At 56.2% G+C, this 25,429-nt stretch carries 23 protein-coding genes; 14 read left to right on the forward strand and 9 right to left on the reverse strand.

Features of this window, described 5'->3' with window-relative positions; genetic code table 11:
• Window position 1 precedes the first annotated feature (1 nt).
• Window positions 2-310: a carboxymuconolactone decarboxylase family protein gene (locus JOE09_RS18230; RefSeq protein WP_205066728.1), complete on the reverse strand. Its 309-nt coding sequence runs from the start codon at window positions 308-310 to the stop codon at window positions 2-4.
• A gap of 105 nt (window positions 311-415) precedes the next feature.
• Between JOE09_RS18230 and JOE09_RS18235 the strand changes: the two genes are divergently transcribed.
• A complete protein-coding gene (locus tag JOE09_RS18235) occupies window positions 416-1,336 on the forward strand; it encodes a LysR substrate-binding domain-containing protein (protein WP_205066729.1) in 921 nt (306 codons plus the stop codon).
• Here the strand turns inward: JOE09_RS18235 and JOE09_RS18240 are convergent.
• The 3 genes from JOE09_RS18240 to JOE09_RS18250 all read right to left on the reverse strand — a co-directional run bounded on the left by JOE09_RS18240 (window position 1,311) and on the right by JOE09_RS18250 (window position 3,186).
• Window positions 1,311-2,015, reverse strand: coding sequence for an anti-sigma factor (locus tag JOE09_RS18240; protein WP_205066730.1), 705 nt, complete (start codon window positions 2,013-2,015; stop codon window positions 1,311-1,313). The genes JOE09_RS18235 and JOE09_RS18240 overlap by 26 nt on opposite strands.
• Window positions 2,012-2,557 (reverse strand): RNA polymerase sigma factor, encoded by a 546-nt coding sequence (locus JOE09_RS18245; RefSeq protein ID WP_205066731.1) that lies wholly within the window; start codon window positions 2,555-2,557, stop codon window positions 2,012-2,014. Before JOE09_RS18245 ends, JOE09_RS18240 begins: the two co-directional genes overlap by 4 nt.
• Before the next feature lie 71 nt (window positions 2,558-2,628).
• Complete coding sequence (locus JOE09_RS18250) at window positions 2,629-3,186, reverse strand: fasciclin domain-containing protein (protein WP_205066732.1); 558 nt, start codon at window positions 3,184-3,186, stop codon at window positions 2,629-2,631.
• Between the two features lie 183 nt (window positions 3,187-3,369).
• On the opposite strand from JOE09_RS18250, the gene ampD reads away from it, so the two are divergent.
• Window positions 3,370-3,939, forward strand: coding sequence for a 1,6-anhydro-N-acetylmuramyl-L-alanine amidase AmpD (gene ampD, locus JOE09_RS18255; RefSeq protein ID WP_105595379.1), 570 nt, complete (start codon window positions 3,370-3,372; stop codon window positions 3,937-3,939).
• 3 nt (window positions 3,940-3,942) lie between these two features.
• On the forward strand, window positions 3,943-4,797 hold the full coding sequence (gene ampE, locus JOE09_RS18260) for a beta-lactamase regulator AmpE (RefSeq protein WP_205066733.1): 855 nt from the start codon (window positions 3,943-3,945) through the stop codon (window positions 4,795-4,797).
• Between the two features lie 86 nt (window positions 4,798-4,883).
• On the opposite strand, the gene aroP (JOE09_RS18265) is transcribed toward ampE, so the two are convergent.
• On the reverse strand, window positions 4,884-6,239 hold the full coding sequence (gene aroP, locus JOE09_RS18265) for an aromatic amino acid transporter AroP (protein WP_205066734.1): 1,356 nt from the start codon (window positions 6,237-6,239) through the stop codon (window positions 4,884-4,886).
• 1,003 nt (window positions 6,240-7,242) lie between these two features.
• A complete protein-coding gene (gene aroP, locus JOE09_RS18270; RefSeq protein ID WP_205066735.1) occupies window positions 7,243-8,598 on the reverse strand; it encodes an aromatic amino acid transporter AroP in 1,356 nt (451 codons plus the stop codon).
• A gap of 501 nt (window positions 8,599-9,099) precedes the next feature.
• Between aroP (JOE09_RS18270) and pdhR the strand changes: the two genes are divergently transcribed.
• The 8 genes from pdhR to JOE09_RS18310 all read left to right on the forward strand — a co-directional run bounded on the left by pdhR (window position 9,100) and on the right by JOE09_RS18310 (window position 18,773).
• Complete coding sequence (gene pdhR / locus JOE09_RS18275; RefSeq protein ID WP_105595383.1) at window positions 9,100-9,864, forward strand: pyruvate dehydrogenase complex transcriptional repressor PdhR; 765 nt, start codon at window positions 9,100-9,102, stop codon at window positions 9,862-9,864.
• Window positions 9,865-10,054: 190 nt separating this feature from the next.
• Complete coding sequence (aceE, locus tag JOE09_RS18280) at window positions 10,055-12,718, forward strand: pyruvate dehydrogenase (acetyl-transferring), homodimeric type (RefSeq protein ID WP_205066736.1); 2,664 nt, start codon at window positions 10,055-10,057, stop codon at window positions 12,716-12,718.
• A 13-nt stretch (window positions 12,719-12,731) separates the two neighbouring features.
• Entirely contained in the window at window positions 12,732-14,342 is a 1,611-nt protein-coding gene (gene aceF, locus JOE09_RS18285) for a pyruvate dehydrogenase complex dihydrolipoyllysine-residue acetyltransferase (protein WP_105595385.1), read from the forward strand.
• 176 nt (window positions 14,343-14,518) lie between these two features.
• Window positions 14,519-15,946, forward strand: coding sequence for a dihydrolipoyl dehydrogenase (lpdA, locus tag JOE09_RS18290; protein ID WP_205066807.1), 1,428 nt, complete (start codon window positions 14,519-14,521; stop codon window positions 15,944-15,946).
• A gap of 254 nt (window positions 15,947-16,200) precedes the next feature.
• The gene (locus JOE09_RS18295) at window positions 16,201-16,905 is read left to right on the forward strand and encodes an SDR family NAD(P)-dependent oxidoreductase (protein ID WP_205066737.1); all 705 of its coding nucleotides are present in this window, start codon (window positions 16,201-16,203) and stop codon (window positions 16,903-16,905) included.
• A gap of 13 nt (window positions 16,906-16,918) precedes the next feature.
• A complete protein-coding gene (locus JOE09_RS18300) occupies window positions 16,919-17,593 on the forward strand; it encodes an energy-coupling factor ABC transporter ATP-binding protein (protein WP_205066738.1) in 675 nt (224 codons plus the stop codon).
• Complete coding sequence (locus JOE09_RS18305; RefSeq protein ID WP_205066739.1) at window positions 17,590-18,234, forward strand: energy-coupling factor transporter transmembrane component T family protein; 645 nt, start codon at window positions 17,590-17,592, stop codon at window positions 18,232-18,234. Before JOE09_RS18300 ends, JOE09_RS18305 begins: the two co-directional genes overlap by 4 nt.
• Window positions 18,234-18,773: a biotin transporter BioY gene (locus JOE09_RS18310; RefSeq protein ID WP_200545234.1), complete on the forward strand. Its 540-nt coding sequence runs from the start codon at window positions 18,234-18,236 to the stop codon at window positions 18,771-18,773. Before JOE09_RS18305 ends, JOE09_RS18310 begins: the two co-directional genes overlap by 1 nt.
• A gap of 582 nt (window positions 18,774-19,355) precedes the next feature.
• Here JOE09_RS18310 and JOE09_RS18315 read toward each other — a convergent pair.
• Window positions 19,356-20,342 (reverse strand): zinc-dependent alcohol dehydrogenase family protein, encoded by a 987-nt coding sequence (locus JOE09_RS18315; RefSeq protein ID WP_205066740.1) that lies wholly within the window; start codon window positions 20,340-20,342, stop codon window positions 19,356-19,358.
• Window positions 20,343-20,388: 46 nt separating this feature from the next.
• Here JOE09_RS18315 and JOE09_RS18320 point away from each other — a divergent pair, with 46 nt between their 5' ends.
• Genes JOE09_RS18320 through JOE09_RS18330 form a run of 3 tightly spaced genes read left to right on the forward strand, consistent with a single transcriptional unit; the run spans window position 20,389 to window position 23,505 of the window.
• Entirely contained in the window at window positions 20,389-20,823 is a 435-nt protein-coding gene (locus tag JOE09_RS18320) for an acyl-CoA thioesterase (protein WP_200545238.1), read from the forward strand.
• On the forward strand, window positions 20,823-22,340 hold the full coding sequence (locus JOE09_RS18325) for a class I adenylate-forming enzyme family protein (protein ID WP_205066741.1): 1,518 nt from the start codon (window positions 20,823-20,825) through the stop codon (window positions 22,338-22,340). The genes JOE09_RS18320 and JOE09_RS18325 overlap by 1 nt, the downstream gene beginning before the upstream one ends.
• On the forward strand, window positions 22,297-23,505 hold the full coding sequence (locus JOE09_RS18330) for a thiolase family protein (RefSeq protein ID WP_205066742.1): 1,209 nt from the start codon (window positions 22,297-22,299) through the stop codon (window positions 23,503-23,505). Before JOE09_RS18325 ends, JOE09_RS18330 begins: the two co-directional genes overlap by 44 nt.
• Before the next feature lie 15 nt (window positions 23,506-23,520).
• On the opposite strand, the gene JOE09_RS18335 is transcribed toward JOE09_RS18330, so the two are convergent.
• Together JOE09_RS18335 and JOE09_RS18340 are read right to left on the reverse strand one after the other, a co-directional pair.
• Window positions 23,521-24,408 carry an enoyl-CoA hydratase/isomerase family protein gene (locus JOE09_RS18335; RefSeq protein WP_205066743.1) on the reverse strand — a complete coding sequence of 296 codons (888 nt, stop codon included), beginning with the start codon at window positions 24,406-24,408 and terminating at the stop codon, window positions 23,521-23,523.
• The gene (locus JOE09_RS18340) at window positions 24,405-25,346 is read right to left on the reverse strand and encodes a LysR family transcriptional regulator (protein WP_205066744.1); all 942 of its coding nucleotides are present in this window, start codon (window positions 25,344-25,346) and stop codon (window positions 24,405-24,407) included. Before JOE09_RS18340 ends, JOE09_RS18335 begins: the two co-directional genes overlap by 4 nt.
• Window positions 25,347-25,429 lie beyond the last annotated feature (83 nt).

The raw sequence follows: 25,429 nt of genomic DNA on the forward strand, positions 1-25,429 counted from the left end.
TTTACTCCTCCGGAAAATGTAAATGACCGAGTGCGGTGACTGCGGCGGGCCAGCCGCAATAAAACGCCAGATGGGTGATAACTTCCGTCAGTTCGGCGTGGGTGAGGCCATTTTCCTGGGCAAAATTCAGGTGCCACGGCAGCTGCTGATGGCGGCCTGCGGCAATCAATGCAGCAACGGTAATCAGGCTGCGATCGCGCCTGCTCAGCTCGCTGCGCTGCCAGATAGCGCCAAACAAAGTTTCATTTGTAATCGCAGCAAAATGGGGGGCAATTTCTGCCAGATCGTCGCGGGTAAGTGAGTGAGGCATCTTAACTCCCTGTGGATGTTGATGAGTGAATGCCAGAATAGAGGGAAGTAATTGTTTATAAAATCGCATATATTTGGATTGATAATCCCGAAAATCAGGATGGTTATGTCTCAGAATAAACGTGTGACTTTTGACCTTGAAGCGCTGCGCACTCTGGTAACCGGTATTGAGCTGGGCAGCTTTGCGCTGGCCGCCGTAAAACTTAATCGCTCAACGTCAGCGGTCAGCGCCCAGTTGAAAAAGCTGGAACAGCAAAGTGGCCTGCCGCTGCTGCAAAAGTCCGGACGTCGACTGGAACTCACTGCTAATGGTGAATTGCTAATGGCATATGGTCGCCGCCTGCTTGCCCTCAATGACGAAGCTTTCAGCGTGCTCTGTGGTCGTCATCTGGCAGGCAGCGTAAGCCTGGGAATGCAGGAGGACTTTGGTGAGTCGCTCTTGCCAGACTTGCTGGGGCAGTTTGCCCGTGCTTTTCCACAGGTTGAAGTCTCAGCAAGTATTGGTCGCAATGGTGAACTTGTGCAGGCGATGCGTCAGGGAGAGCTTGATCTGGCGCTGTGCTGGCAGGGTGACGAAAATACGCGGTTTATGCAGGCACTGCCTGCCGCACCGCTTCACTGGATTGGACGTTCTGATGCCGATCTGGCGCGCTGGCTGACAGGAGAGGAGACGCTGCCGCTACTTCTGTTTGATGCGCCCTGCATGATGCGAAGCCGTGCAATTGATGCCCTTGACCGGGCGGCGATCCCCTGGCGGGTGGCTTTTACCAGCCGTAGCCTGAGCGGTATCTGGGCCGCCGCCGCCGCCGGGCTGGGTATTACGCTTCGCAGTCGTTTTGGTCTACCTGCCGGGCTGCAGGTGCTACAGCATGCACGGCTGCCATTGCTGGGCAAGTTGGGAATAGCGCTGCATACGGGCGACGAGCGGCTGAACCCTGCGGCAGAGCGGCTGCGCGATATCATTTTGGAACGGCTGGTACCCCCCGTGTCGCAGCCGTCCTCTACAGTAGAGATATTTTACCGCTGAATAGTACGGGGCCGGTAGGTTGGCCGGTTGGTGAACCGCCCGGCGGCTCCAGACTGATTGCGAGATCCGGTAAGGCATCAGGTTTTAGAGGAGCAAGGTCCACCCGACGGTTGCCGGAGACATCCAACAGCCCTAATGACTGCGGCTTGCCGCCTGGTGGGATCAGCCAGAGTTGCAGACTGTGGTCAGGCCCGATGTTCGGTGGTGCCGCCGTCTGCACGGTCAGCCTGTCTTGCGCCGGGTTGATGCCGATAACCCAGATCCCCTGTTGCTGACTGTTGCTCAAAACGGCAATCGCCTGAGGGGGCACGGGGGGAGGAACCAGCTGGGTATAAAGCAGTGCGCCGGCAAATGAGGCTGCCAGACCCCAGCCAAGCCATAAAGGCCATGTACTGCGCGGTATTTTTACCGGTTGCGTGACAGGTGGAGACGACAACGTGCCGGGTTGTGATTCTGTGGGCAGATCGCCAACAATGCGCGGCCACAGTGTTTCTGGCGGTGTAACGGGGATGACATCGCTATCCAGTGCGACCAGCGCGTTTTGCCAGCGCTGGACTTCAGCTGCCAGTTCGGGGTCCTGCTTTATACGGTGCATGAAACGCAGGCGAGCCGCACCACGCAGCGTACCCAGGGCATATTCTGCGGCCAGGGCGGAATCAAAATCGTGTTTGCTTTTCATATGCCCACGCAGCCTTTTAAATGCATTAAGGCCCGGCGTATCCAGCTTTTGACGGTACCGGCAGGCTGTTGCAGATGTAGCGCGATTTCACCATGTGAAAGACCATGATGATAAGCCAGAACGATGCTTTGCCGCTGCTCTGCGGGCAGGGCGTCCATGCAGGTTAAAAGCCTGCGTGATTCGTATGTCGAAGGTGTGGGATCGCACGTACCTTCACCCGCGATCGCATCGCCCTCATCGTCCAGTTCCAGAACGCGATTGTCCTGCAAACGCAGATAATCAATCGCACGATGGCGAACAATATTGGTCAGCCACGTTTTGGGCGCGCTTTGGGTCGGATCGAAGCTGCCAGCCCGCTGCCAGAGAGCGAGAAAACTGTCATGCAGTACTTCCTCCGCCCAACCACGACGGTGAAGAAGACGTAGCGCGATGGCAAACAGATAGGGCGAGTAGCTGCGGTAAAGCGCTTCGAAAGCGCGTTTATCACCGGCTGCCACTGCCCGAATCAGTAAAACCTGACTGTCGATTGATTCTTCCGCCATGAATCGTCCTGATAGAAGTGCAGAGGTGAACAACGCGTTCCCCCTGCACAGGGTATAGACCCTTTTTATCGTTATGGCATTAGCACAGTATCAATAACGTCGATTGCGCCATTTTTCTGCTGAACGTCATAGGTACTGATGTTGGCGACATTACCCTGGTTATCTTTCAGCTGCAGGTTGTGTGGGCCATTCTGCATCACCCACAGCGAAGCGCCGTTAACGGTTTTCAGCTCGGCACGGCCATGGCCCTGTTTGACCTTTTTCTCCAGCGCCTTCATGTCATATTTCCCGGCCACGACGTGATAGGTGAGCACGGCGGTCAGTTTGCTTTTATTTTCAGGTTTTAGCAGCGTATCGACGGTACCCATAGGCAGTTTGGCGAAAGCCGCATTAGTCGGGGCAAATACGGTGAAGGGGCCGGGGCCTTGCAGCGTATCGACGAGGCCTGCTGCTTTAACTGCGGCGACCAGCGTGGTGTGATCCTTCGAGTTCATCGCATTTTCAACGATATTTTTAGAAGGGTACATGGCTGCCCCTCCCACCATCACAGTGTTTTGTGACATCTCTGCCAGAGCGGCAGCGCTAAACAGTAAAGATGCACACAGAGCGGAACGGATGACAGTTTTCATGCTGAATTCCTCGGGTAAGAGAAGGCGTATTTGCCTCATATTGCTATCTACGTTCAGCGATGAAAAACGGATGCAGAAAAATGAAAATATTATTTTTACGCGACAAGCGTGCGGCGAGAAGTTTGCCGGAGCCAAAATAAATCATGTTAATCTGAGCAGATTCTGATGACAGGGGAGTAGGGCATGCAGTTGCAAGATGGCTGGATTAACGAGGCCAGAAAAGTTCCGTCGCCGCATTTTAACCAGCGACCGAATGATGAAAAACCCTCGCTGTTGGTGATCCACAATATTAGCCTGCCGCCCGGTGAGTTCGGCGGCCCCTGGATTGACGATCTGTTTACCGGTCAGCTCGATCCCAATGCTCATCCTTATTTTGCCGGCATCAGCCATCTGCAGGTTGCCGCTCATTGCCTGATCCGTCGTGATGGGGAGGTTGTGCAATACGTGCCGTTTCAGCTACGCGCATGGCACGCGGGCGTGTCAAACTATCAGGGACGTGAAGCCTGTAATGATTTTTCAGTCGGTATTGAACTCGAGGGCACCGATACGTTGCCCTATACCGATGCGCAGTATCGTTCTCTGCAGGCCGTTACCGAACAGCTGATTGCTGAGTATCCGGCAATGGCCCTGAATATTACCGGGCACAGCGACATTGCACCGCAGCGTAAAACCGATCCCGGCCCTGCGTTCGACTGGGCCCGATTCCGCACCGCTCTGGCGCAGCAAGTCCAGGGTAAAAAAGATGGGAGTTAAGGCATGACGTTATTTAGCCTGTTGTTGGTTCTCGGATGGGAACGCCTGTTCAAAATGGGTGAGCACTGGCAGCTGGATCATCATCTGATGCCATTCTTTCGCAGAGTAAAGTATTTCTCGCTGCTGCGTACCCTGTTGATGACGCTGGTAGTGATGTCTGTCGTGGCGGTGGTGATGCTGTCGCTGAAAGGCTGGTTTTTCGGCGTGCCGCAGTTAATTTTTTGGATCCTTGTTGGCCTGCTGTGCATCGGGGCGGGTTCGGTTCGCCTTCACTATCACGCTTATCTGCGTGCTGCCAGCCATAATGATGTGCATGCGCATGATGCGATGGCGGAAGAACTGACCCTGATCCACGGTGTGCCGGGTGAGTGCAGCGAACGTGAGTATCTTGGTGAATTACAGAATGCGCTGCTGTGGATTAACTTCCGATTTTATCTTGCTCCGCTGTTCTGGTTTGTCGTCGGTGGTCCGTGGGGGCCGGTGCTGCTGGTGGGCTATGCCTTCCTGCGTGCCTGGCAAAGCTGGCTGGCGCGGCAGCGCGATCCGCTTACCCGTTCCCAGTCAGGCGTGGATGCACTGCTGCACTGGATTGACTGGATCCCGGTTCGGCTGGTTGGTGTCGCTTACGCGCTGCTGGGCCACGGCGAGCGTGCGCTGCCCGCCTGGCTGGCCTCGCTGGGCGATCGCCATACGCCGCAGTATCAGGTGCTCACCCGTCTGGCACAGTTCTCGCTGGCACGCGATCCGCATATGGATAAGGTAGAAACGCCACGCTTGGCGGTCTCGCTGGCGAAGAAGGTATCGCTGGTGCTGGTGGTGGTGGTCGCATTGCTGACGATTTACGGTACGTTGGTATAAGCCCAGGCCGAGAGCGGCGGGGAGTCATGCAGTAATAAAAAATCAGGCCAGCATATGCTGGCCTGATTGCGTTCTGTCTGAAGAGATTATGCTTTCTGAGAGCGATTCTTCAGCCAGTAGCCGATAGCCAGAATCAGTATCCATACCGGAATCAGCCAGACGGAAATGGCCATGCCCGGGGTGATTGCCATCAGCACCAGAATACCGGCGAGGAACAGCAGACAGATCCAGTTGCCCAGCGGATATAGCAGCGCCGGGAAGCGGGTTTTCACGCCCTGCTGATCTTTCTTACGACGGAACTTGATGTGCGCCATGCTGATCATTGCCCAGTTAATCACCAGCGCAGAAACCACCAGTGCCATCAGCAGACCAAAGGCTTCACCCGGCATCAGATAGTTCAACAGTACGCAAAGCGCAGTGGCGATAGCCGAGAACAAAATCGAAATCACCGGCACGCCACGGCTATCAACTTTCAGCAGCGCTTTCGGTGCGTTGCCCTGCTGAGCCAGACCAAACAGCATGCGGCTGTTGCAGTATACGCAGCTGTTATACACCGACAGCGCGGCGGTAAGGATTACGACATTCAGCGCGTTAGCCACCAGAGCATCACCCAGTTCGTGGAAGATCAGTACGAACGGGCTGGTATCAGAGGTGACGCGGGTCCACGGCAGCAGCGACAGCAATACGGCCAGTGAACCAATATAGAAGATCAGGATGCGCCACAGCACCTGGTTAGTGGCTTTAGGGATGCTGGTTTCCGGATTATCCGCTTCTGCTGCGGTGATCCCCACCAGTTCCAGACCGCCAAAGGAGAACATGATAATGGCCATCATCATCACCAGGCCGCTAAAGCCGTTCGGCAGGAAGCCGCCCTGATCCCACAGATTGCGCACGGTAGCCTGCGGGCCGCCGTTGCCGCTGAACAGCAGCCAGCCACCAAACAGGATCATGCCGATAACCGCGACCACTTTGATAATGGCAAACCAGAACTCCATCTCGCCGAACACTTTCACGTTGGTCAGGTTGATGGCGTTGATCAGCACAAAGAAGGCGGCGGCGGACATCCAGGTAGGCACGTCCGGATACCAGAATTGAATATATTTACCGACGGCCGTCAGTTCGGCCATGGCTACCAACACGTACAGGACCCAGTAGTTCCAGCCGGAGGCAAAACCGGCGAAGTTACCCCAGTACTTATAGGCAAAGTGGCTGAATGAACCGGCGACCGGCTCTTCCACGACCATCTCTCCCAGCTGGCGCATAATTAAAAATGCGATAAACCCGGCAATCGCGTAACCCAGAATAACGCCAGGCCCGGCAGATTGAATAACAGACGCACTTCCCAAAAACAGGCCGGTACCCACGGCCCCACCCAACGCGATCAGCTGAATGTGGCGGTTTTTCAGGCCACGGTGCAGCGTTTCGCCCTGCTGTTGTCCCATGTCTAACCTCATGATGTTTTATTATTTTTCGTCTTTTCAGCAGGCCCTGCCGCCATGCTGTATCGAAAAGTTTACGATTGTTGTGTGAGTAAATATGAGCCAGAACGTAGCCTCAGGAAGAGAATAGTGCTAAGCGCAGAGGTTTGCACTCGCTTTTTGCTCTACACTCGCAGAAATGACTAAAAAAGCAGCGTGCTGTCTCATTTTTTACTATCTATGTTTTGTCACAAATTGGTGCAAATGACGAATAACATTCTCTTATGACCGGTGGGGTTGCTTGGCTGGTGGATAGGTGCTCAGGAATCCGCCTCTGAGGCCTCGCTCCCTGCACCTCAGCGCCGCGGATTGCCCGGCCGCCGGAGAGGCGGGTTCCCTTTTGACTCAATCACCCGCTGTAAGTAACGGAAAGAGAGGGGAGGGTTTCTGGTTAGATTAGGTGGTGTTTTTCGGCTGCGATCTGTTTATCAGGCAATACTAATATTAGTAAGCGACCGATTGCAGACCTGAACGGGCTATCCACGGCACTAAAGGGAAGAGGGGAAAGGGAACAAGCTTGTGACCAGACTTACCTGTTCATCAGGCAATACCAATATCAGAAAGCGGACTGGCTGCTGCGCCGAACGGGCAATCCGCAGCGCTGAACGGAGAGAGGAAGCCAGGATTCGCCCACAGGGAAGTGGGCGAAAGGGACAGCCGCGCAGGACGCGCGTCTGTCCCGGTCCGTCAGGCTGACGAGCGAAGTGAAGGGACCGCAAAGCGGCGCGAGGACCCGCCCGGCAGGAGGAGCAGCCAGTCAGCGCTATCACTGTTATCCCAGAGATAACCAACAACATAAGACCAGTCAGCGCCGCCGCCGTTATCCCAGAGATAACCAACAACATAAGACCAGTCAGCGCCGCCGCCGTTATCCCAAAGATAACCAGCAGCATTAAACTTTCAGAGCTACCGCTGTTATTTCCGACAACTTCATTTCAGCTCGGCCTTGACGAGTATCAATGTAACTTTACGCCTTCACCGAACGGCGCTTGAACGCATAGCCAATCGCCAGAATGCCAATCCATACCGGAATCAACCACACGGAAATCGCCATGCCCGGCGTCATCGCCATAATTACCAGCACACCGGCCATAAAGGCCAGGCACAGCCAGTTGCCGAATGGATAGAACAGCGCCTTAAAGCGTGGCTCAATCCCTTGCTGGTTAGCGCGCTTGCGGAAACGCAGGTGTGCCAGACTGATCATCGCCCAGTTAATGATTAATGTAGAAACCACCAGTGACATCAGCAGAGAGAATGCCTCGCCCGGCATCAGATAGTTGATCAGTACGCCGATAGCGGCGGCGGCGGCGGAAATCAGAATGGCATTCACCGGCACGCCACGACGATCGACCTTCATCAGCGCCTTCGGTGCGTTACCCTGCTGCGCCAGCCCAAACAGCATGCGGCTGTTGCTGTAAACACAGCTGTTATACACCGACAGCGCAGCGGTCAGGATCACCACATTCAGCGCATTTGCAACGAACGCATCACCCAGTTCGTGGAAAATCAGCACGAACGGACTGGTATCTTCCGAAATACGAATCCACGGCATCAGCGACAGCAGCACGGTCAGTGAACCGATATAGAAGATCAGAATACGCCACAGCACCTGATTGATCGCCTTCGGGATGCTCTTCTCAGGATTCTCGGCTTCCGCAGCGGTCAGGCCGATCATTTCCAGCCCGCCGAATGAGAACATAATGATTGCCATCATCATCACCAGGCCGTGCAGGCCGTTCGGCATAAAACCGCCATGATCCCACAGGTTACTGACCGTGGCCTGCGGGCCGCCGTTGCCGCTGAACAGCAGCCAGCCGCCGAAACCAATCATGGCGACGACCGCCACCACCTTAATAATGGCAAACCAGAACTCCAGTTCGCCGAACACCTTCACGTTGGTCAGGTTAATGGCGTTAATCAATATAAAGAACACCGCTGCGCTGACCCAGGTCGGGATCTCGGGATACCAGAACTGAATATATTTACCGACGGCAGTCAGTTCGGCCATGGCAACCAGCACATACAGCGCCCAGTTGTTCCAGCCGGATGCCAGCCCGGCAAACGGTCCCCAGTACTTATGCGCAAAGTGGCTGAAGCTGCCTGCTACCGGCTCTTCAACAATCATCTCACCCATCTGACGCATAATCAGAAAGGCGATGATACCCGCGATGGCATAGCCCAGAATGACGGCGGGGCCGGCCGATTTGATAACCGATGCGCTGCCCAGAAACAGGCCGGTACCGACGGCACCGCCTAATGCGATAAGCTGAATGTGGCGGTTTTTTAACCCGCGATGCAGCGTCTCGCCCTGCTGATGTTCCATACTCTTCCTCGTGATGCTTGTTTTTATTTATGTCTGCCAGCGTGGTTAAATCTAATAACGTACTGAAATATTTACGCTTCTCGATTAAGGAAAACCGGGTTGTATCTGGCGTCGCGCAGAGAATAGTGGTAGGCGGGGTGCTTTGCACTTTCTTTCTCATTCTGTGCGCCTGCGTGGTTAAAAAATCACCGATCGCACCGGGTGAGTGCATAACGATTTTAGGGAGCAGCATAAGGGAAATCGTGCATCGCATTTGGTGCTTTTAGTGGGGTGCAATTCAACTAAGCTGCTGCCGTGTTTCAAAAAAGTTTTAAAAATTAACATTTATTATGCATTCGAGTGCGCCCGAAAAATTCCGCTTACCCCTTGCCAGGAACGAGACGGGGGTCTGGTTTCGCCGGGTTGTCATATAGACATCAGGTGAATACTTTGTTACTTTACGGGCACCTTTTTTAAATTGGTATTACCAATTAACTCTGGCACATCGTAGAAGAAGGGATAATGGCCTACAGTAAGATCCGCCAACCAAAGCTCTCTGACGCCATCGAGCAGCAGCTTGAGTCCCTGATTATGGAAGGGACGCTGCGTCCCGGAGAGAAATTACTGCCCGAGCGCGAGCTGGCCGTGCAGTTTGATGTCTCCCGTCCTTCCCTACGAGAAGCAATCCAGCGTCTGGAAGCAAAAGGTCTGCTACTTCGCCGTCAGGGCGGTGGCACCTTCGTCCAGAAAACCCTGTGGCAAAGCCTGAGCGATCCGCTCATCGAACTGCTTGCCGGCCATCCTGAATCCCAGTTCGACCTGCTGGAAACGCGTCATGCGCTGGAAGGGATTGCCGCCTATTATGCCGCGCTTCGCGGGACCGACGACGATATTGCACGTATTCAGCACTGCCATCTGCAGATTCAGACCGCCCAGGACAGCGGCGATCTGGACGCAGAAGCCGACGCGGTGATGCAGTATCAGATTGCTGTCACAGAAGCCGCGCATAATGTGGTGCTGCTGCATTTGCTGCGCAGTATGGGTCCGATGCTGGAACAGAACGTAAGACAGAACTTCGAGTTGCTCTACTCGCGTCGGGAGATGCTGGTGAAAGTGAGTGAACATCGCGCCAGTATTTTTCAGGCGATTGTGGCACGCGAGCCGGAACAGGCCCGTGAAGCCTCACACCGCCACCTGGCGTTTATCGAGGAAATATTGCTGGACAGAAGTCGGGAGCAGAGCCGTAGAGAGCGTTCCCTGCGACGTCTACAGCAACGTAAGGAATAACGTAAGTAAAACGCGTAACTATAACGCGGCACTATACCCGAAACCATTGGCGTAACGGCTAACACAGCGCCAGCACCAGGGACGCAGGGTATAAACGACGAGCCTGTCTCTTTGTGTTTTAAACGACAGAACGCAAAGAGACAGGCTCCAGACAATTCAACGTATTAGACACAGATAAGGAATACCCCCCATGTCAGAACGTTTAAACAATGACGTGGATCCGATCGAAACTCGCGACTGGCTACAGGCGATCGAATCGGTCATCCGTGAAGAAGGTGTTGAGCGCGCACAGTATCTGATTGACCAGGTCCTGAGCGAAGCACGTAAAGGTGGCGTGAAAGTGGCTGCCGGTGCTGGGGCCAGCAACTATATCAACTCTATTGCTGTTGAAGATGAGCCGGAATACCCTGGCAACACATCTTTAGAACGTCGTATCCGTTCTGCTATCCGCTGGAACGCCATTATGACCGTTCTGCGCGCATCGAAGAAAGATCTGGATCTGGGCGGCCACATGTCCTCCTTCCAGTCTTCTGCCACTATCTATGAAGTGTGCTTCAACCACTTCTTCCGTGCGCGTACGGAAAAAGACGGCGGCGATCTGGTTTACTTCCAGGGCCACATTTCTCCAGGTGTTTATGCTCGTGCCTTCCTGGAAGGTCGTCTGAGCGAAGACCAGATGAACAACTTCCGTCAGGAAGTTCACGGTAAAGGTCTGTCTTCTTATCCACACCCTAAACTGATGCCTGACTTCTGGCAGTTCCCGACCGTATCAATGGGTCTGGGTCCATTGGGTGCGATCTATCAGGCTAAGTTCCTGAAATATCTGGAACACCGTGGCCTGAAAGATACCTCTCAGCAGACCGTTTACGCCTTCCTGGGCGACGGTGAGATGGATGAGCCAGAATCTAAAGGTGCGATCACTATCGCTACCCGTGAAAAACTGGATAACCTGGTCTTCATCATCAACTGTAACCTGCAGCGTCTGGATGGCCCGGTAACCGGTAACGGTAAGATCATCAACGAACTGGAAGGCATCTTCGGTGGTGCTGGCTGGGAAGTGTTGAAAGTGATCTGGGGCGGTCGTTGGGATGAGCTGCTGCGTAAAGACACCAGCGGTAAGCTGATCCAGCTGATGAACGAAACCGTTGACGGCGACTATCAGACCTTCAAATCCAAAAACGGCGCGTACGTGCGTGAGCACTTCTTCGGTAAATATCCGGAAACCGCTGAGCTGGTGAAAGATCTGAGCGACGACGAGATCTGGTCACTGAACCGTGGTGGTCACGATCCGAAGAAAGTCTACGCTGCACTGAAGAAAGCGCAGGACACCAAGGGCAAACCTGTGGTTATCCTGGCTCATACCATCAAAGGTTACGGTATGGGTGACACCGCGGAGGGCAAAAACATTGCTCACCAGGTGAAGAAAATGAACATGGACGGCGTGCGCTATATCCGCGACCGCTTCAACGTGCCGGTTGACGATGCTGCCATCGAAAAACTGCCGTACGTGACCTTTGCTGAAGGCTCAGAAGAGCACACCTACCTGCACGCACAGCGTCAGAAACTGGGTGGCTACCTGCCAACTCGCGAACCTAAGTTCAGCGAGAAGCTTGAAATGCCAACGCTGGAAGATTTCCGCCAGCTGCTGGATGAGCAGAACAAAGAGATCTCTACCACTATCGCTTTCGTGCGTGCCCTGAACGTGATGCTGAAGAACCCGTCGATCAAAGATCGCCTGGTACCAATCATCGCCGACGAAGCGCGTACCTTCGGTATGGAAGGCCTGTTCCGTCAGATCGGTATTTACAGCCCGAACGGCCAGCAGTACACCCCGCAGGACCGTGAGCAGGTTGCTTACTATAAAGAAGACGAAAAAGGTCAGATCCTGCAGGAAGGCATCAACGAACTGGGTGCAGGCGCATCGTGGCTGGCGGCGGCAACGTCTTACAGCACCAACAACCTGCCAATGATCCCGTTCTACATCTACTACTCCATGTTCGGTTTCCAGCGTATCGGCGACCTGTGCTGGGCAGCAGGTGACCAGCAGGCTCGCGGCTTCCTGGTAGGCGGTACTTCAGGTCGTACGACGCTGAACGGTGAAGGTCTGCAGCACGAAGATGGCCACAGCCACATTCAGTCTCTGACCATCCCTAACTGTATCTCTTACGATCCAGCTTATGCGTACGAAGTTGCCGTGATCATGCATGACGGTCTGGTACGTATGTACGGTGATGCACAGGAAAACGTGTACTACTACATCACCACGCTGAACGAAAACTACCACATGCCAGCGATGCCGGAAGGCGCTGAAGAAGGTATCCGTAAAGGTATCTACAAGCTGGAAACTATCGAAGGTAGCAAAGGTAAAGTTCAGCTGCTGGGTTCAGGCTCTATCCTGCGTCACGTGCGTGAAGCGGCAGAAATCCTGGCGAAAGACTACGGCGTTGGCTCTGACGTGTACAGCGTCACCTCCTTCACCGAACTGGCCCGCGACGGTCAGGACTGTGAGCGTTGGAACATGCTGCACCCAACTCAGGAAGCACGCGTACCGTACATTGCTCAGATCATGAGTGATGCACCGGCCGTAGCGTCTACCGACTACATGAAACTGTTTGCAGAACAGGTTCGCAGCTACATCCCAGCCAGCGACTATCGCGTACTGGGTACTGACGGCTTCGGTCGTTCAGACAGCCGTGAGAACCTGCGTCACCACTTCGAAGTGGACGCATCTTACGTTGTAGTTGCAGCACTGGGCGAACTGGCTAAACGCGGCGAAATCGATAAGAAAGTGGTAGCGGACGCTATTGCCAAGTTCGAAATCGATGCTGATAAAGTTAACCCGCGTCTGGCATAAGAGGTAAAGAGTAATGGCTATCGAAATCAATGTACCGGATATCGGCGCGGACGAAGTTGAAGTCACCGAAATCCTGGTGAAGGTTGGCGACACTGTTGAAGTTGAACAGTCGCTGATCGTGGTGGAAGGCGATAAGGCTTCTATGGAAGTCCCTTCTCCGCAGGCGGGCGTGGTTAAAGAGATCAAAGTTGCGACCGGCGATAAAGTCGAAACCGGCAAACTGATCATGATCTTCGAAGCAGCAGGTGGCGCAGCTGCGCCATCCGCTCCGGCTGAAGAGAAGAAAGAAGAAGCGGCTGCACCCGCTGCTGCGGCACCGGCTGCGGCCAGCGGCCCGAAAGACGTGAACGTACCGGATATCGGCGGCGACGAAGTTGAAGTTACCGAGATCATGGTAAAAGTGGGCGACACCGTTGAAGCAGAACAGTCGATCCTGACCGTTGAAGGCGACAAAGCCTCAATGGAAGTGCCGGCTCCGTTCGCGGGTACCGTGAAAGAGATCAAAGTAGCGACCGGCGACAAAGTCAGCACCGGTTCACTGGTGATGGTCTTTGAAGTTGCAGGCGCTGCGCCAGCTGCTGCGGCTCCCGCTGCGAAAGCTGAAGCACCGGCTGCGGCCGCACCGGCTAAGCAGGAAGAGAAAGCGGCTCCGGCTGCTGCCCCTGCTAAAGCTGACGCGAAATCCGACTTCGCTGAAAACGACGCTTACGTTCACGCGACTCCGGTTATCCGCCGTCTGGCACGCGAGTTTGGCGTAAACCTGGCTAAAGTCAAAGGCACCGGTCGTAAAGGGCGTATTCTGAAAGAAGACGTTCAGACCTACGTTAAGGACGCGGTAAAACGCGCCGAAGCGCCAGCCGCTGCTGCGGGTGGTGGTCTGCCTGGCATGCTGCCTTGGCCGAAAGTGGACTTCAGCAAATTTGGTGAGATTGAAGAAGTTGAACTGGGCCGTATCCAGAAAATCTCTGGTGCGAACCTGAGCCGTAACTGGGTGATGATCCCGCACGTTACGCACTTCGACAAAACCGACATCACCGAGCTGGAAGCCTTCCGTAAGCAGCAGAACGATGAAGCGGCCAAACGTAAGCTGGACGTGAAATTCACCCCAGTGGTCTTCATCATGAAAGCCGTTGCTGCGGCCCTTGAGCAGATGCCTCGTTTCAACAGCTCACTGTCCGAAGATGGTCAGAAACTGACGCTGAAGAAATACATCAACATCGGTGTGGCGGTTGATACGCCAAACGGTCTGGTGGTTCCTGTGTTCAAAGACGTGAACAAGAAAGGGATTACCGAACTGTCTCGCGAGCTGATGGCTATCTCCAAGAAAGCGCGTGATGGCAAACTGACCGCTGGCGAAATGCAGGGCGGCTGCTTCACCATTTCCAGCCTGGGCGGTATCGGGACAACTCACTTCGCGCCGATCGTTAACGCGCCTGAAGTGGCTATCCTGGGCGTCTCCAAGTCTGCCATGGAGCCGGTCTGGAACGGTAAAGAGTTCACTCCGCGTCTGATGATGCCGATGTCGCTCTCCTTCGACCACCGCGTAATCGACGGTGCAGATGGTGCACGCTTCATCACCATCATCAATCAGGCACTGGCTGACATTCGCCGTCTGGTGATGTAACAGCAGACAAGGCCGGCGCAAGCCGGCCTTGTTATAAGGGATTTAGATATTCGTGGCACCGCGGTTTGCAGATTATTAACAATTCTGTAAACTCTTGCGGTGAACGCGTCCCGGTGGAAGAAGGGCGTTGAATCAAAAGCTGTCTGACCCGCCGGACTATCAAATAAGAGGTCATGATGAGTACAGAAATTAAAACTCAAGTCGTGGTACTTGGGGCAGGTCCTGCAGGCTATTCTGCAGCCTTCCGTGCAGCGGATTTAGGTCTGGAGACCGTCATCGTTGAGCGTTACAGCACCCTTGGTGGTGTTTGTCTGAATGTCGGCTGTATCCCTTCTAAAGCCCTGCTGCACGTGGCGAAGGTGATTGAAGAAGCGAAAGCGCTTGAAGCTCACGGTATCGTGTTCGGCAAGCCGCAAACCGACGTTGACAAAATCCGCGCCTGGAAAGAGAAAGTCATCAACCAGCTGACCGGCGGTCTGTCCGGTATGGCGAAAGGCCGTAAAGTGAACGTGGTTAACGGTCTGGGCAAATTTACCGGCGCAAATACTCTGGTTGTGGAAAATGAGAAGGGTGAAACCACCACGATCACTTTCGACAATGCCATCATCGCGGCGGGTTCCCGCCCAATTCAGCTGCCGTTCATCCCGCACGAAGACCCACGCGTTTGGGATTCTACCGATGCGCTGGAACTGAAATCAGTCCCAGAGCGTCTGCTGGTGATGGGCGGCGGTATCATCGGTCTGGAAATGGGTACGGTTTACCATGCCCTGGGTTCACAGATTGATGTCGTCGAGATGTTTGACCAGGTGATCCCTGCTGCAGATAAAGACGTGGTGAAAGTGTTCACCAAGCGTATCTCCAAGCAGTTCAACCTGATGCTGGAAACCAAAGTTACTGCCGTTGAAGCAAAAGAAGACGGTATCTATGTAACTATGGAAGGCAAAAAAGCCCCTGCAGAACCACAGCGTTACGATGCGGTGCTGGTAGCTATCGGCCGCGTACCGAACGGTAAAGGTCTGGATGCGGGTAAAGCGGGCGTGGAAGTGGACGATCGCGGCTTTATCCGCGTCGACAAGCAGATGCGTACCAACGTACCGCACATCTTTGCTATCGGCGACATCGTGGGTCAGCCAATGCTGGCACACAAAGGCGTGCATGAAGGCCACGTAGCGGCAGAAGTGATTTCTGGTAAGAAACACTACTTCGACCCGAAAGTGATCCCATCTATCGCCTACACCGAGCCAGAAGTTGCCTGGGTGGGTCTGACCGAGAAAGAAGCGAAAGAGAAAGGCATCAGCTACGAAACCGCCACCTTCCCGTGGGCTGCTTCTGGCCGTGCTATCGCTTCCGACTGCGCAGACGGCATCACCAAGCTGATCTTCGACAAAGCGACTCACCGCGTGATCGGTGGTGCGATTGTTGGTACTAACGGCGGCGAGCTGCTGGGCGAAATCGGCCTGGCAATCGAAATGGGCTGCGACGCTGAAGACCTGGCGCTGACCATCCACGCTCACCCGACTCTGCACGAATCGGTTGGCCTGGCAGCTGAGATCTTCGAAGGTAGCATCACCGACCTGCCAAACCCGAAAGCGAAGAAGAAGTAATCGCTGACGGCTCCGCAAGGGGTAATTCGCGTTAGTTAGCGAAAACTAAGCCGCTATTGTTAACAGATAGCGGCTTTTTTACGGATAGTCCCGGACGATCGACCTGACGCGGCCTCACCTGAGCGTCACGAATGGTTGAAGCGAGATTTCGCTATTAGCCTGGTTTTAACCGACTTGTAAACCAAAAACGTATTTTTCCTTTTACGCTAAATAGCGTATCTTTGCCGCTCACGTTTTCAGATTTAAGGCTCTCCGTGTCAAACAACGTCGCCCTGATTACCGGTGCCAGCCGTGGCATTGGCCACCATCTTGCCCGCCATTTCTATGCGCAGGGATATCATCTGATTCTGCTGGCACGTGATGCGCAGGCGCTGAATGCGCTTGCCGCCGGGTTCGATCCGTCCCGCGTGCAGACGCTGGCGCTGGACGTGTGTGATTTTGCCAGCGTGTCGCAGCGGGTGCAGCATGCGCTTTCCCGCCACGCCCGGCTGGATGTACTGATTAACGCCGCCGGTATTTTCCGCGCAGGCTCCACGCAGACGCCGCTGGATGACTTCAGCGCGCTGCTGGCTACCAACGTTACCGCCATCCATCATCTCTGCCAGCTTTGCACGCCGTGGCTGCAAAAGTCTGAAGATGGTCGCATCTTCAACCTGGCTTCGGTCAGCGGCGTGCAGCCCTACGGCAGCGTCGCCAGCTATGCCGCCAGCAAGCACGCGCTGGTCGGCTACAGCCGCTCGATTGCCCGCGAGCTGGGCTCGCTGGGAATTAAAGTCACCACGCTGTGCCCGGACGTGGTGGATACCGATATGGCCGCCGGTTCGGGGCTGTCTGCGGAAGAAATGCTGAGCACGGACGATATCTGCCGCGCGGTGGATTTTGTGATGTCGCTGTCACCGGCCGCCGTCATTGAGCAACTGACGATTGGTCGCCAGTATCGTCCGCGTAAACCGTCCTGAGCGAGGCATTTTGATGATTGAACTGAAAGAGGTCTCCCACGCTTACGGCGATCGCAAGGTATTGAAGAATATCAACTTACAGCTAACCGAGAAGCGTGTCGGCATCGTTGGCAGCAACGGCTGCGGCAAAAGTACCTTCGTTCGCCTGCTGAATGGCTTGCTGTTGCCTTCTCAGGGCGACGTACTGATCGACGGCCTGAATACCCGTCAGCAGGGCAAAGCGGTGCGGCGTAAAGTCGGCTTTGTTTTCCAGAACCCCGACAACCAGATTGTCTTTCCGGTGGTGGAAGAGGATCTGGCTTTCGGCATGAAGAACCTCGGGCTGGATAAAGCCACGATCCGCGAGCGTACCGACGCGGCGCTGGCCCGCTACGATATGCAGGATCTGCGTCAGCACCCGGCTCACCTGCTCAGCGGTGGGCAAAAGCAGCTGCTGGCGATCTCCGGTGTGCTGGTGATGGAGCCGGAATATATCGTTTTTGATGAGCCCACCACGCTGTTGGATCTGCGCAACAAACGCCGCATTGCCGCCGCGATTGCCGAACTGGATCAAACCGCGATCGTTGTTTCACACGATCTGGAATTTTTGCAGGATTTTGACCGCGTACTGGTGTTTGAACGCGGGGAAGTTGCCGTCGATGATGTGCCTGCCGTGGCGCTGAAAGAATATGTCAGGATGATGTCATGACCTTGAGTGATTACGTACCGGGTAACTCGTTTATCCATCGCCTGCCGTCGGGGATTAAGATCCTTTCCCTGGCGCTGGTGGGTACGCTGCTGTTTGTTTTCCCCCTGCTGGCGGTGGTGCTCTCCACGCTGGTTGTCGTTGCTGCGCTTTACCCGCTGGCGGGTATTGGGCCAAAAATAATGCTGCTGCAGCTGAAACCGCTGATGTGGGTGCTGGCGCTGCTGTTTGCCGTACAGTGGTGGATGGTGGACTGGGTTTCTGGCGTGCTGGTCGTTGCGCGACTTTCCGCGCTGCTGCTGCTGGCGGCGCTGGTGACGCTGACCACGCGCACCACCGATATGATTGATGCGCTGGAAAGCGGGCTGTCCTGGCTGCGTTTTTTGCGCATCAACCCGGCGAAGGTCAGCCTGGCACTCTCGCTGGCCTTGCGTTTTATCCCGGTGCTGGCCGCCATCACCGCCGAAGTGCGTGAAGCGCAGAAAGCGCGCGGCCTTGACCGCAGTGTGATTGCCGTGGCGGTCCCGGTTATTGTCCGTACCCTGAAAATGGCTGATGACATTGCGGCGGCGCTGGAAGCCCGCGCATACGATCCCCAGCTTAAACGTCCCCAAAGCGATGCTGAAAAGTCGAGAGGCTCTTAATGTCCACCAGAGATATTGTTTATATAGCGCTGTTTGCCGCGATGACTGCGGCGCTGGGTCTGTTCCCGGCCTTTAGCCTGCCGGTGATTGGCGTGCCGATTACCGCGCAGACGCTGGGCTGTATGCTGGCGGGGGCGATTGCCGGTGCTAAGCGGGGTGCGCTGGCGATGGTATTGTTCGATCTGCTGGTGGCTATCGGGCTGCCGCTGTTGGCCGGTGGCCGTGGCGGGCTGGGGGTTTATATGGGGCCCGGCGGTGGTTTTATTCTCTCCTGGCCGCTGGCGGCACTGGTCATCGGCTTGTTGTACCAGCGCGGTCTGCGTTCACTGACGCTGGTGAAGGAGCTGCTGATTATCGCACTGGGTGGGATTGTGGTGATTTATGCCTGCGGTATTCCGTGGATTGCCGCCGTTGCGGGTATCACGCTGAAGCAGGCCGCACTCGGCTCGCTGGGGTTTGTGCCGGGCGATATCGTGAAGGTGGTGCTGGCGGCGGTGATTGTACGGGCGGTACGGCGGGCTTATCCGACGTTGGGATAGAGTTGGGCGCTGGGTACTGGCGTATGGGGTTCAGCCTCTGCTGCTGCTTCAGGGCGGTCCTCGCGCCGCGCTGCGGTGCCTTCGGTTACGCCATTACGCCGAACGGATCGGCCAGGATTGAACGTCCCTGTTCAAACCCGGCCTGACGCCAGCATCCCTGCTGTCGTCTCCTGGCGCAATGGCTCCACCTCAGCGCTGCGGATGCCCTTACGCAGCAGCAGAGGCTGTCCCCTCCAGATAATTTCATCGCTTTTAGCTTTTGGGCTTTCAGGCAACACAGAAATCAGAGAGCAGGCTGGCTGTGCCCACGAGAGGGCAATCCACAGCGCTGAACGAAGAGAGGAAGCCAGGATTCGGCCGCATGGACGCGGCCGAAAGTCACAGCCGGGCCAGGACGGCCCGTCTGTGGCGGTCCGGGAGGCTGACGAGCGAAGTGAGGGGACCGCAACGCGGCGCGAGGACCCGCCCGGCCGGGGGCACTGCCAGCCAGCGCTAACTGCTGACTCTACAAACAACGCAGCACAAATTTCCATTTGTAACGCGCTCTGGCTGGTCTGCGAACGAACTTCCGACACGGCTGCCTCAAAGCTTCAGCAGAATCTTCCCCTTCAGCGCACCGGACAACACCGCATCCACCGCCTGATGAATATCCGTCAGCGCAAACTCGGCTACCACCTCGGTGGCAATCACCCCATCGCGGATCAGTGCCATCACTTCATCGATACGCCGCTGCACCAGCGACTTCTCATGGCCGTGTACCCACAACCGTAAATGGAAATTAGAAAAACGAATATCCGGGCGGCTGCGCCAGAAAGTCGGAGGGATCGGCTGACCGGATAGCAGGCCATAGTGAATAAACTGCCCACCCGGCATCAGCGCCTCAGCCAGCGACAGCGACTCTTCACCGCCGATGCAGTCCAGAATCGCCTCCACGCCGCCGCCGCGCTGAAGCGCCGCCAGCTGCTGCGGATAATCCGGGCTGCTGCTGTTCAGCACACTCTCAACGGGAAAGTCGTCAAACAGTGTCAGGTTCTCCGCCTTGCGCACGATGGCGATGGCCCTGATGCCCAGGTGGCTGGCAATGCGGATCAGCATCTTGCCAATCGCCGAGTTGGCGGCATTGATGATTACCCGCATCCCGGGCGTAAAGTGCAGCTCTTCCGTTAGCATCAGCAGGGCGGTCATCGGATTCACGTAGCTGGTCGCCGCTTCTTTATCACTGACGAAATCGGGCAGGGTAAAACACCACTGCGCCTCGCTGTCTTTATAGGTCTGCCAGGCACCCATACTCCCCACCGGCAGCACCCGCTGACCGGGCAGAAGTGAGGGATCGTTGCTCTGAACGATATGCCCCATGCCCTCGAAACCGGGAACGAAAGGTAAGGTAATACGTGAACGGTAGGCACCGGAAATAGTAATAATATCAGAGGGATTTATCGTCGCCCATGCCATCTTAACCCGTACCTGACCGGCAGCTAATTCGCTCTGCTCACCGGATTCCAGCCGCAGAATATCCCTGATATTACCGAACTCGCGGACCATCGCTCTGGTGAATAAACTCTCTTTCATGGTATATTTTCTTTAGTGGCTTCTGGTTTACAGGTTGATGATTTTTATGCAGCAGTATAATAGTGAAACATTTCGCGTATCAATGCGTGATATCGATCTGAATGGTCACGTCCATAATTCAGTTTACCTGGATTATTGTGAAGATGCCGTGGTTAATGCCTTTCGCCGTGCAGATATTTTAGCCTTATTTCGCCCGCAGACGGCCGGTGTGGTTTATCACGTAAAAAAATGTGAAGCGACCTTTCATTTCCCATTATCAGTCGACGATGTGGTAGAGCCTCAGGTATTCATTGAGAAGCTCGGTAACAGCAGCTTAATATTTTCTATTCACCTGAATTTACAGGGAAGAAATATTCTGGCTGCCGAAGGAAAATTAGTCTGGGTCTGCATTAACCCTGCCGATAATAAGCCCTGTCCGATCCCTGAAGAAACCCGTAAGGCTTTGATCCATCACTTTCCGCAGCCAGGAGCCGGAGCCTGATGCCGGTTCACGACAGGGTTCAGCAGCACGCCCAAAAACATCCCCACGCCATTGCGGTGAATATTGATGGCCAGACGCTGAGCTGGTTACAGCTGTGGCAGCACTCGCAGGCACTGTATCAGCTTATTCTCAGTGAGTCCCAGAACGGCCATACCGTGGCGGTAGCGACCGGCAATGCGATTGCTTTCCCGATAGCCTGGCTGGCGGCAACCGCACAGCCTCTCACCGCGGCAATCATAGACCCGCTGCTGCCAGCCGAACAGCTGCGCGAAATGCTGAGCCGCATTAAGCCGGGCCTGCTGCTGTTAAACCAGCAGGATCGGGCGACGATCGCGCTGGCCGATGCGCTACAGATCCACTGGCTGGCGGTGGATCGCTGGCTGGAAAGCGATCCTTCTGTTACCGAAGATCGGCCCGCATTCAGTCAGGGAATGCATGATACCACGCCGTTTTTGATCAATTTCACCTCCGGCACCACCAGCCTGCCGAAGGCGTTTGTCCGATCGCGCCGCTCCTGGCGCAGCAGCTTTGAAAACGGCGAGGCGATCTTTCAGCTGACGGATGCGCCCTCAACGCTGTTTCCCGGCCCGCTGTCGAACGGCATTGGCCTCTACTGCCTGAATGAAACGCTGTATGCGGGCGGCTGTTTCTACAGCCTCGGCAAGTGGCAGCCGGACGCCGCCCTGGCGTTGATCGCCGGGCAGCAGATCCAGCGCCTGGTGGTGGTGCCAACGATGATTGCCGGTTTTGCCCGCGTGGCTGATGGAGAAGCGTTTCCCGGCCTGCGTAATTTGCTCAGTGCCGGAGCCAAGCTGGAGCTGAACCACTATCGGCAGGCGAGGGCGCTGTTTCCCGCAGCGCGGATGCAGGAGTATTACGGTGCATCGGAGCTGGGATTTGTCGCCGTTTCCACACTGAACGACGACAGCATCAGCGACTCTCTGGCCAGCGTTGGGCAGGCTTTTCCGGGGACCACCATTGAAATCCTCGACGATGATGATGTGCCGGTGGCGATGAATCAACCGGGGCGGATTTTTATTCGCAGCGAGCAGATTATCGAGGGGTATTTATGGGGTGATGACGGCGGCGCATTTAAAAAAACACCCAGTGGTGCCACGGTATCGGATATCGGCTATCTGGATGAACGGCAGAACCTGCATATTATCGGCCGCCGGGGAAATATGATCCTCAGCGGCGGTAATAATATTTACCTGTCAGAAATAGAAACGACGATCAAAGCGATCCCGGGTGTTATAGAAGCGATAGTTATTGCCATTGATGATAATTATCTGGGGAAAAAGATCGTCGCTATTATTGAGGCGGAATTAACGCTGGCGGAAACGATCCCGGAAATATGCCGCGAGCATCTGGCGAAATACAAATTGCCACGCCACTATTATCACATCAGCCACTGGCCTTTAACGCCCGCTGGAAAAATTAAACGTGCCGGGCTGGAAATAAGGATCGCAAATCATGACCTCAGAACCGATCTCACTGAACTATCAGCCGGGAGATGACTGGCAGCCGGTGGTTGTCGCCGCGGTACGCACGCCGGTAGGTAAGGCGTACGGTATGTTGGCCGGGCTGCCGATGGAAGCACTGCTGGCACCGTTGTTCGCCCGATTGCTTGCTACCTTACCGCAGGGGTTCAGTGCTATTGATGAGGTGATTATCGGCAATGCGACCGGCGGCGGCGGCAACATTGCCCGTCTGGCGGCGCTCAGTGCCGGACTGCCGCTGGCGGTGCCAGCGGTGACGGTCGATCGCCAGTGCGGTTCCGGGCTGGAGGCGGCGATCAACGCCTGCCGTCTGATCCAAGCGCGGGCGGGAGAATGCTATCTGGCCGGTGGCGTTGAGAGCGTGAGTACCGCGCCGTGGCGGGTAGAAAAGCCCGGATCGTTGAAGCAGCAGCCGCGTTTTTACGGCCGTGCGCGTTTTTCCCCGGACGATATCGGCGACCCGGATATGGGCGAAGCGGCGGAAAACGTGGCCCGCCGCTGCGGCATCAGCCGCGAACGACAGGATCGATTTGCCCTGCGCAGCCATCAGCGAGCCTTTGCCGCACAGCAGCAGGGCGCATTCCGCGATGAGATCGTGCCGCTGAACGTGGCGGGGCAGGCGATCGCGCAGGATGAATGCCCGCGCCCGACAACCTCGCTGGCCCGGCTGGCCGCGCTGCCGCCTGTCTTTGCCGCCGACGGCAGCGTGACGGCGGGCAACTGCTGCCCGCTGAACGACGGGGCATCGCTGCTGCTGGTCATGAGCCGCCGACTGGCGCGCGAGTGTGGTTTTGTACGCGGGCTGCGCTTTATTGATGCCTGTAGCGCCGGAGTGGACCCCAACTACCTCGGGCTGGGCCCGGTTCCCGCCACGCAAAAACTGCTGGCGAGGCAGCCACAGCTGAACCTCGACCGCGTTGCCGCCATTGAGTTTAATGAAGCCTTTGCCGCTCAGGTGCTGGGCTCACTGGATGCATTGGGCATCGACGAGCAGCGCGTTAACCGCCAGGGTGGGGCTATCGCGCTCGGCCATCCCTACGGCGCGTCCGGGGCGATCATGGTAACGCGGCTGTTTAGCCAGCTGGTACAGACGGCAGATTGCGAGGACGGGTTTGGCCTGGCGATGCTGGGAATTGCCGGTGGCCTGGGGCTGAGCGCGCTGTTCCGCGCACAGACGCTGTGATACACCACCCGGCTGTTATCTGCCGCGCCACTGCGGCGGGCGGCGCTCGCTAAAAGCGCGCAGGCTTTCCTGATAATCTTCGCTCTGCTGAAGCTGGCGCAGCACCTCATCGGCGGAGGGCTGAGGGGCTTTCTGCTGCGAATCCTCACCGGTGGAGGGCAGAGAATGTGTCTCCTCACCGTCGCCGGTGGAGGGCAGAGGGGGTTTCTGCTGTGTATCCTCACCGTTAGCGGTGGTGCGCAGATGCTGTTTCAGCAGTGTGTTGCACGCCTGCACCGCCAGCGGGGCACTGCGATTGATGCGTGCCGCCAGCGCCAGCGCTGCATCCTTCAGGTCGTCATGCGCGGCCAGCTGATTGAAGAGTCCCAGCGCCAGCGCTCGCGGCGCATCGATAGCTTCGCCGGTCAGCAGCAGTTCACGGGCGATATTCACCGGCAGTCGGGCGGCAAGCTGGCCGATGGCTCCACCGAGCGGCAGCAGGCCGTGCGTCACCTCGGGCAGGGCAATTTTTACCTGCTCGCTGGCAACGATAAAATCGCAGTTCAGCGCCATCTCCAGCCCGCCGCCAACCGCATGGCCGTTCAGGGCAGCGATCCAGATTTTTCGCCGGGGCTGATGCTGTAGCGGATTGTAGCCGCCGCAGCGGTTGCGCACCTTTTTGCCACCGTCGATAAACGCCTCCTGCAAATCTGCCCCGCTGCAAAACGCGCTGCCGCTGCCGGTCAGGATCACCGTCCAGATCTCCGGGTTCTGCTCGCTGTAATCCAGCCACTGCTCCAGTTCGGCAATCATCATCGCGTTATAGGCATTGCGCTGCGAAGGGCGGTGCAGCGTCAGGCACAGCACGTGGGAGGCCGGACGGTCTGCCAGCACAAAGCGGGTTAGCGGTTCATCTGCGGTCATGGCGGATTTCCTGCATGGAAGGATTCAGGCGAGTCTACCACGCCCCGATTGATCTGCTGCACCCAGTCAATAAAGCAGCGCAGCGCAGCGGAGTGGTATTTGCGGCTGGGGTAGTAAAGCCAGAGCCCCTCAGGCTTTGCGGCATAATCGGTGAGGATTTCCACCAGTGAACCGTCGGCCAGCCAGGGCTGCGCCAGCTCGCGCATCACCAGCGCCGCACCCGCTCCGGCGCGGGCGGCCTGAATCATCAACATATCGTTATCCAGCGTCAGATCGCCGCTGACCGCCACATCGAGCGCCTTACCTTCCGTCTGAAATTCCCATTTGTACAGCATGCCGCTGGGGAAACGCCGCTGAATGCACGGATAGCCCGTCAGCCCTTCGGGATGCTGCGGCGTGCCGTGCTGAGCAATCAGCGCCGGGCTGGCAACGATCGCCCCGTGTATCGGCGGGCCAAAGGGAATGGCAACCATGTCCTGTGGAATCGCCTCGCCGAAACGCACGCCGGCATCGAATCCCTCTTCAATGATATTGACCAGGCTGTCGCTGGTGGCAATCTCCAGTGCGATATCCGGGTAGCGCTGACGAAACGGCAGCAGGATGCGCTGCAACCAGAGCGTTGCGGCGCTGCGCGGCATATTCAGGCGCACCGTCCCACGCGGATCGGCCCGCCAGCTGTTCAGCTCATCGACCGCACTGGAAAGATCCACCAGCGCTGGCTCAATCCGTGAGAGAAAAGCGCGCCCGGCCTCGGTCAGCGATACGCTGCGGGTCGTGCGGTTCAGCAGCCTGACGCCGATGCGCTGCTCCAGATGGTTCATGGTATGGCTGAGCGTGGACGGCGTGACGTTGCGCTCTTCCGCCGCCTTGCGGAAGTTCAGGTGGCGGGCAATAGCGGCAAAAATCTCCAGTTCCTGGAGCGTGGTGCGATTTTTCATATTGATGATTATTTTTCACTAAACCGGTTAAATGGCATCAATTGTTGATTTATTCCGTGAGAAGTATAACTGCTTCATCGCCA

This window comes from Pantoea coffeiphila (genome assembly GCF_016909495.1).
In the GTDB taxonomy this organism is placed as follows: domain Bacteria; phylum Pseudomonadota; class Gammaproteobacteria; order Enterobacterales; family Enterobacteriaceae; genus Erwinia; species Erwinia coffeiphila.

Bases quoted from the DNA above. Each gene is read 5' to 3' on its own strand.
- JOE09_RS18320 (WP_200545238.1), top strand. From the start codon at position 20,389: ATGCAGCAGTATAATAGTGAAACATTTCGCGTATCAATGCGTGATATC.
- JOE09_RS18330 (WP_205066742.1), top strand. From the start codon at position 22,297: ATGACCTCAGAACCGATCTCACTGAACTATCAGCCGGGAGATGACTGG.
- JOE09_RS18240 (WP_205066730.1), bottom strand. From the start codon at position 2,015: ATGAAAAGCAAACACGATTTTGATTCCGCCCTGGCCGCAGAATATGCC.
- ampE (WP_205066733.1), top strand. From the start codon at position 3,943: ATGACGTTATTTAGCCTGTTGTTGGTTCTCGGATGGGAACGCCTGTTC.
- JOE09_RS18310 (WP_200545234.1), top strand. From the start codon at position 18,234: ATGTCCACCAGAGATATTGTTTATATAGCGCTGTTTGCCGCGATGACT.
- JOE09_RS18340 (WP_205066744.1), bottom strand. From the start codon at position 25,346: ATGAAAAATCGCACCACGCTCCAGGAACTGGAGATTTTTGCCGCTATT.
- aroP (WP_205066734.1), bottom strand. From the start codon at position 6,239: ATGGGACAACAGCAGGGCGAAACGCTGCACCGTGGCCTGAAAAACCGC.
- ampD (WP_105595379.1), top strand. From the start codon at position 3,370: ATGCAGTTGCAAGATGGCTGGATTAACGAGGCCAGAAAAGTTCCGTCG.
- JOE09_RS18300 (WP_205066738.1), top strand. From the start codon at position 16,919: ATGATTGAACTGAAAGAGGTCTCCCACGCTTACGGCGATCGCAAGGTA.
- JOE09_RS18305 (WP_205066739.1), top strand. From the start codon at position 17,590: ATGACCTTGAGTGATTACGTACCGGGTAACTCGTTTATCCATCGCCTG.
- lpdA (WP_205066807.1), top strand. From the start codon at position 14,519: ATGAGTACAGAAATTAAAACTCAAGTCGTGGTACTTGGGGCAGGTCCT.
- JOE09_RS18235 (WP_205066729.1), top strand. From the start codon at position 416: ATGTCTCAGAATAAACGTGTGACTTTTGACCTTGAAGCGCTGCGCACT.
- aceE (WP_205066736.1), top strand. From the start codon at position 10,055: ATGTCAGAACGTTTAAACAATGACGTGGATCCGATCGAAACTCGCGAC.
- pdhR (WP_105595383.1), top strand. From the start codon at position 9,100: ATGGCCTACAGTAAGATCCGCCAACCAAAGCTCTCTGACGCCATCGAG.
- aroP (WP_205066735.1), bottom strand. From the start codon at position 8,598: ATGGAACATCAGCAGGGCGAGACGCTGCATCGCGGGTTAAAAAACCGC.
- JOE09_RS18335 (WP_205066743.1), bottom strand. From the start codon at position 24,408: ATGACCGCAGATGAACCGCTAACCCGCTTTGTGCTGGCAGACCGTCCG.
- JOE09_RS18250 (WP_205066732.1), bottom strand. From the start codon at position 3,186: ATGAAAACTGTCATCCGTTCCGCTCTGTGTGCATCTTTACTGTTTAGC.
- JOE09_RS18245 (WP_205066731.1), bottom strand. From the start codon at position 2,557: ATGGCGGAAGAATCAATCGACAGTCAGGTTTTACTGATTCGGGCAGTG.
- JOE09_RS18325 (WP_205066741.1), top strand. From the start codon at position 20,823: ATGCCGGTTCACGACAGGGTTCAGCAGCACGCCCAAAAACATCCCCAC.
- JOE09_RS18315 (WP_205066740.1), bottom strand. From the start codon at position 20,342: ATGAAAGAGAGTTTATTCACCAGAGCGATGGTCCGCGAGTTCGGTAAT.
- JOE09_RS18230 (WP_205066728.1), bottom strand. From the start codon at position 310: ATGCCTCACTCACTTACCCGCGACGATCTGGCAGAAATTGCCCCCCAT.
- aceF (WP_105595385.1), top strand. From the start codon at position 12,732: ATGGCTATCGAAATCAATGTACCGGATATCGGCGCGGACGAAGTTGAA.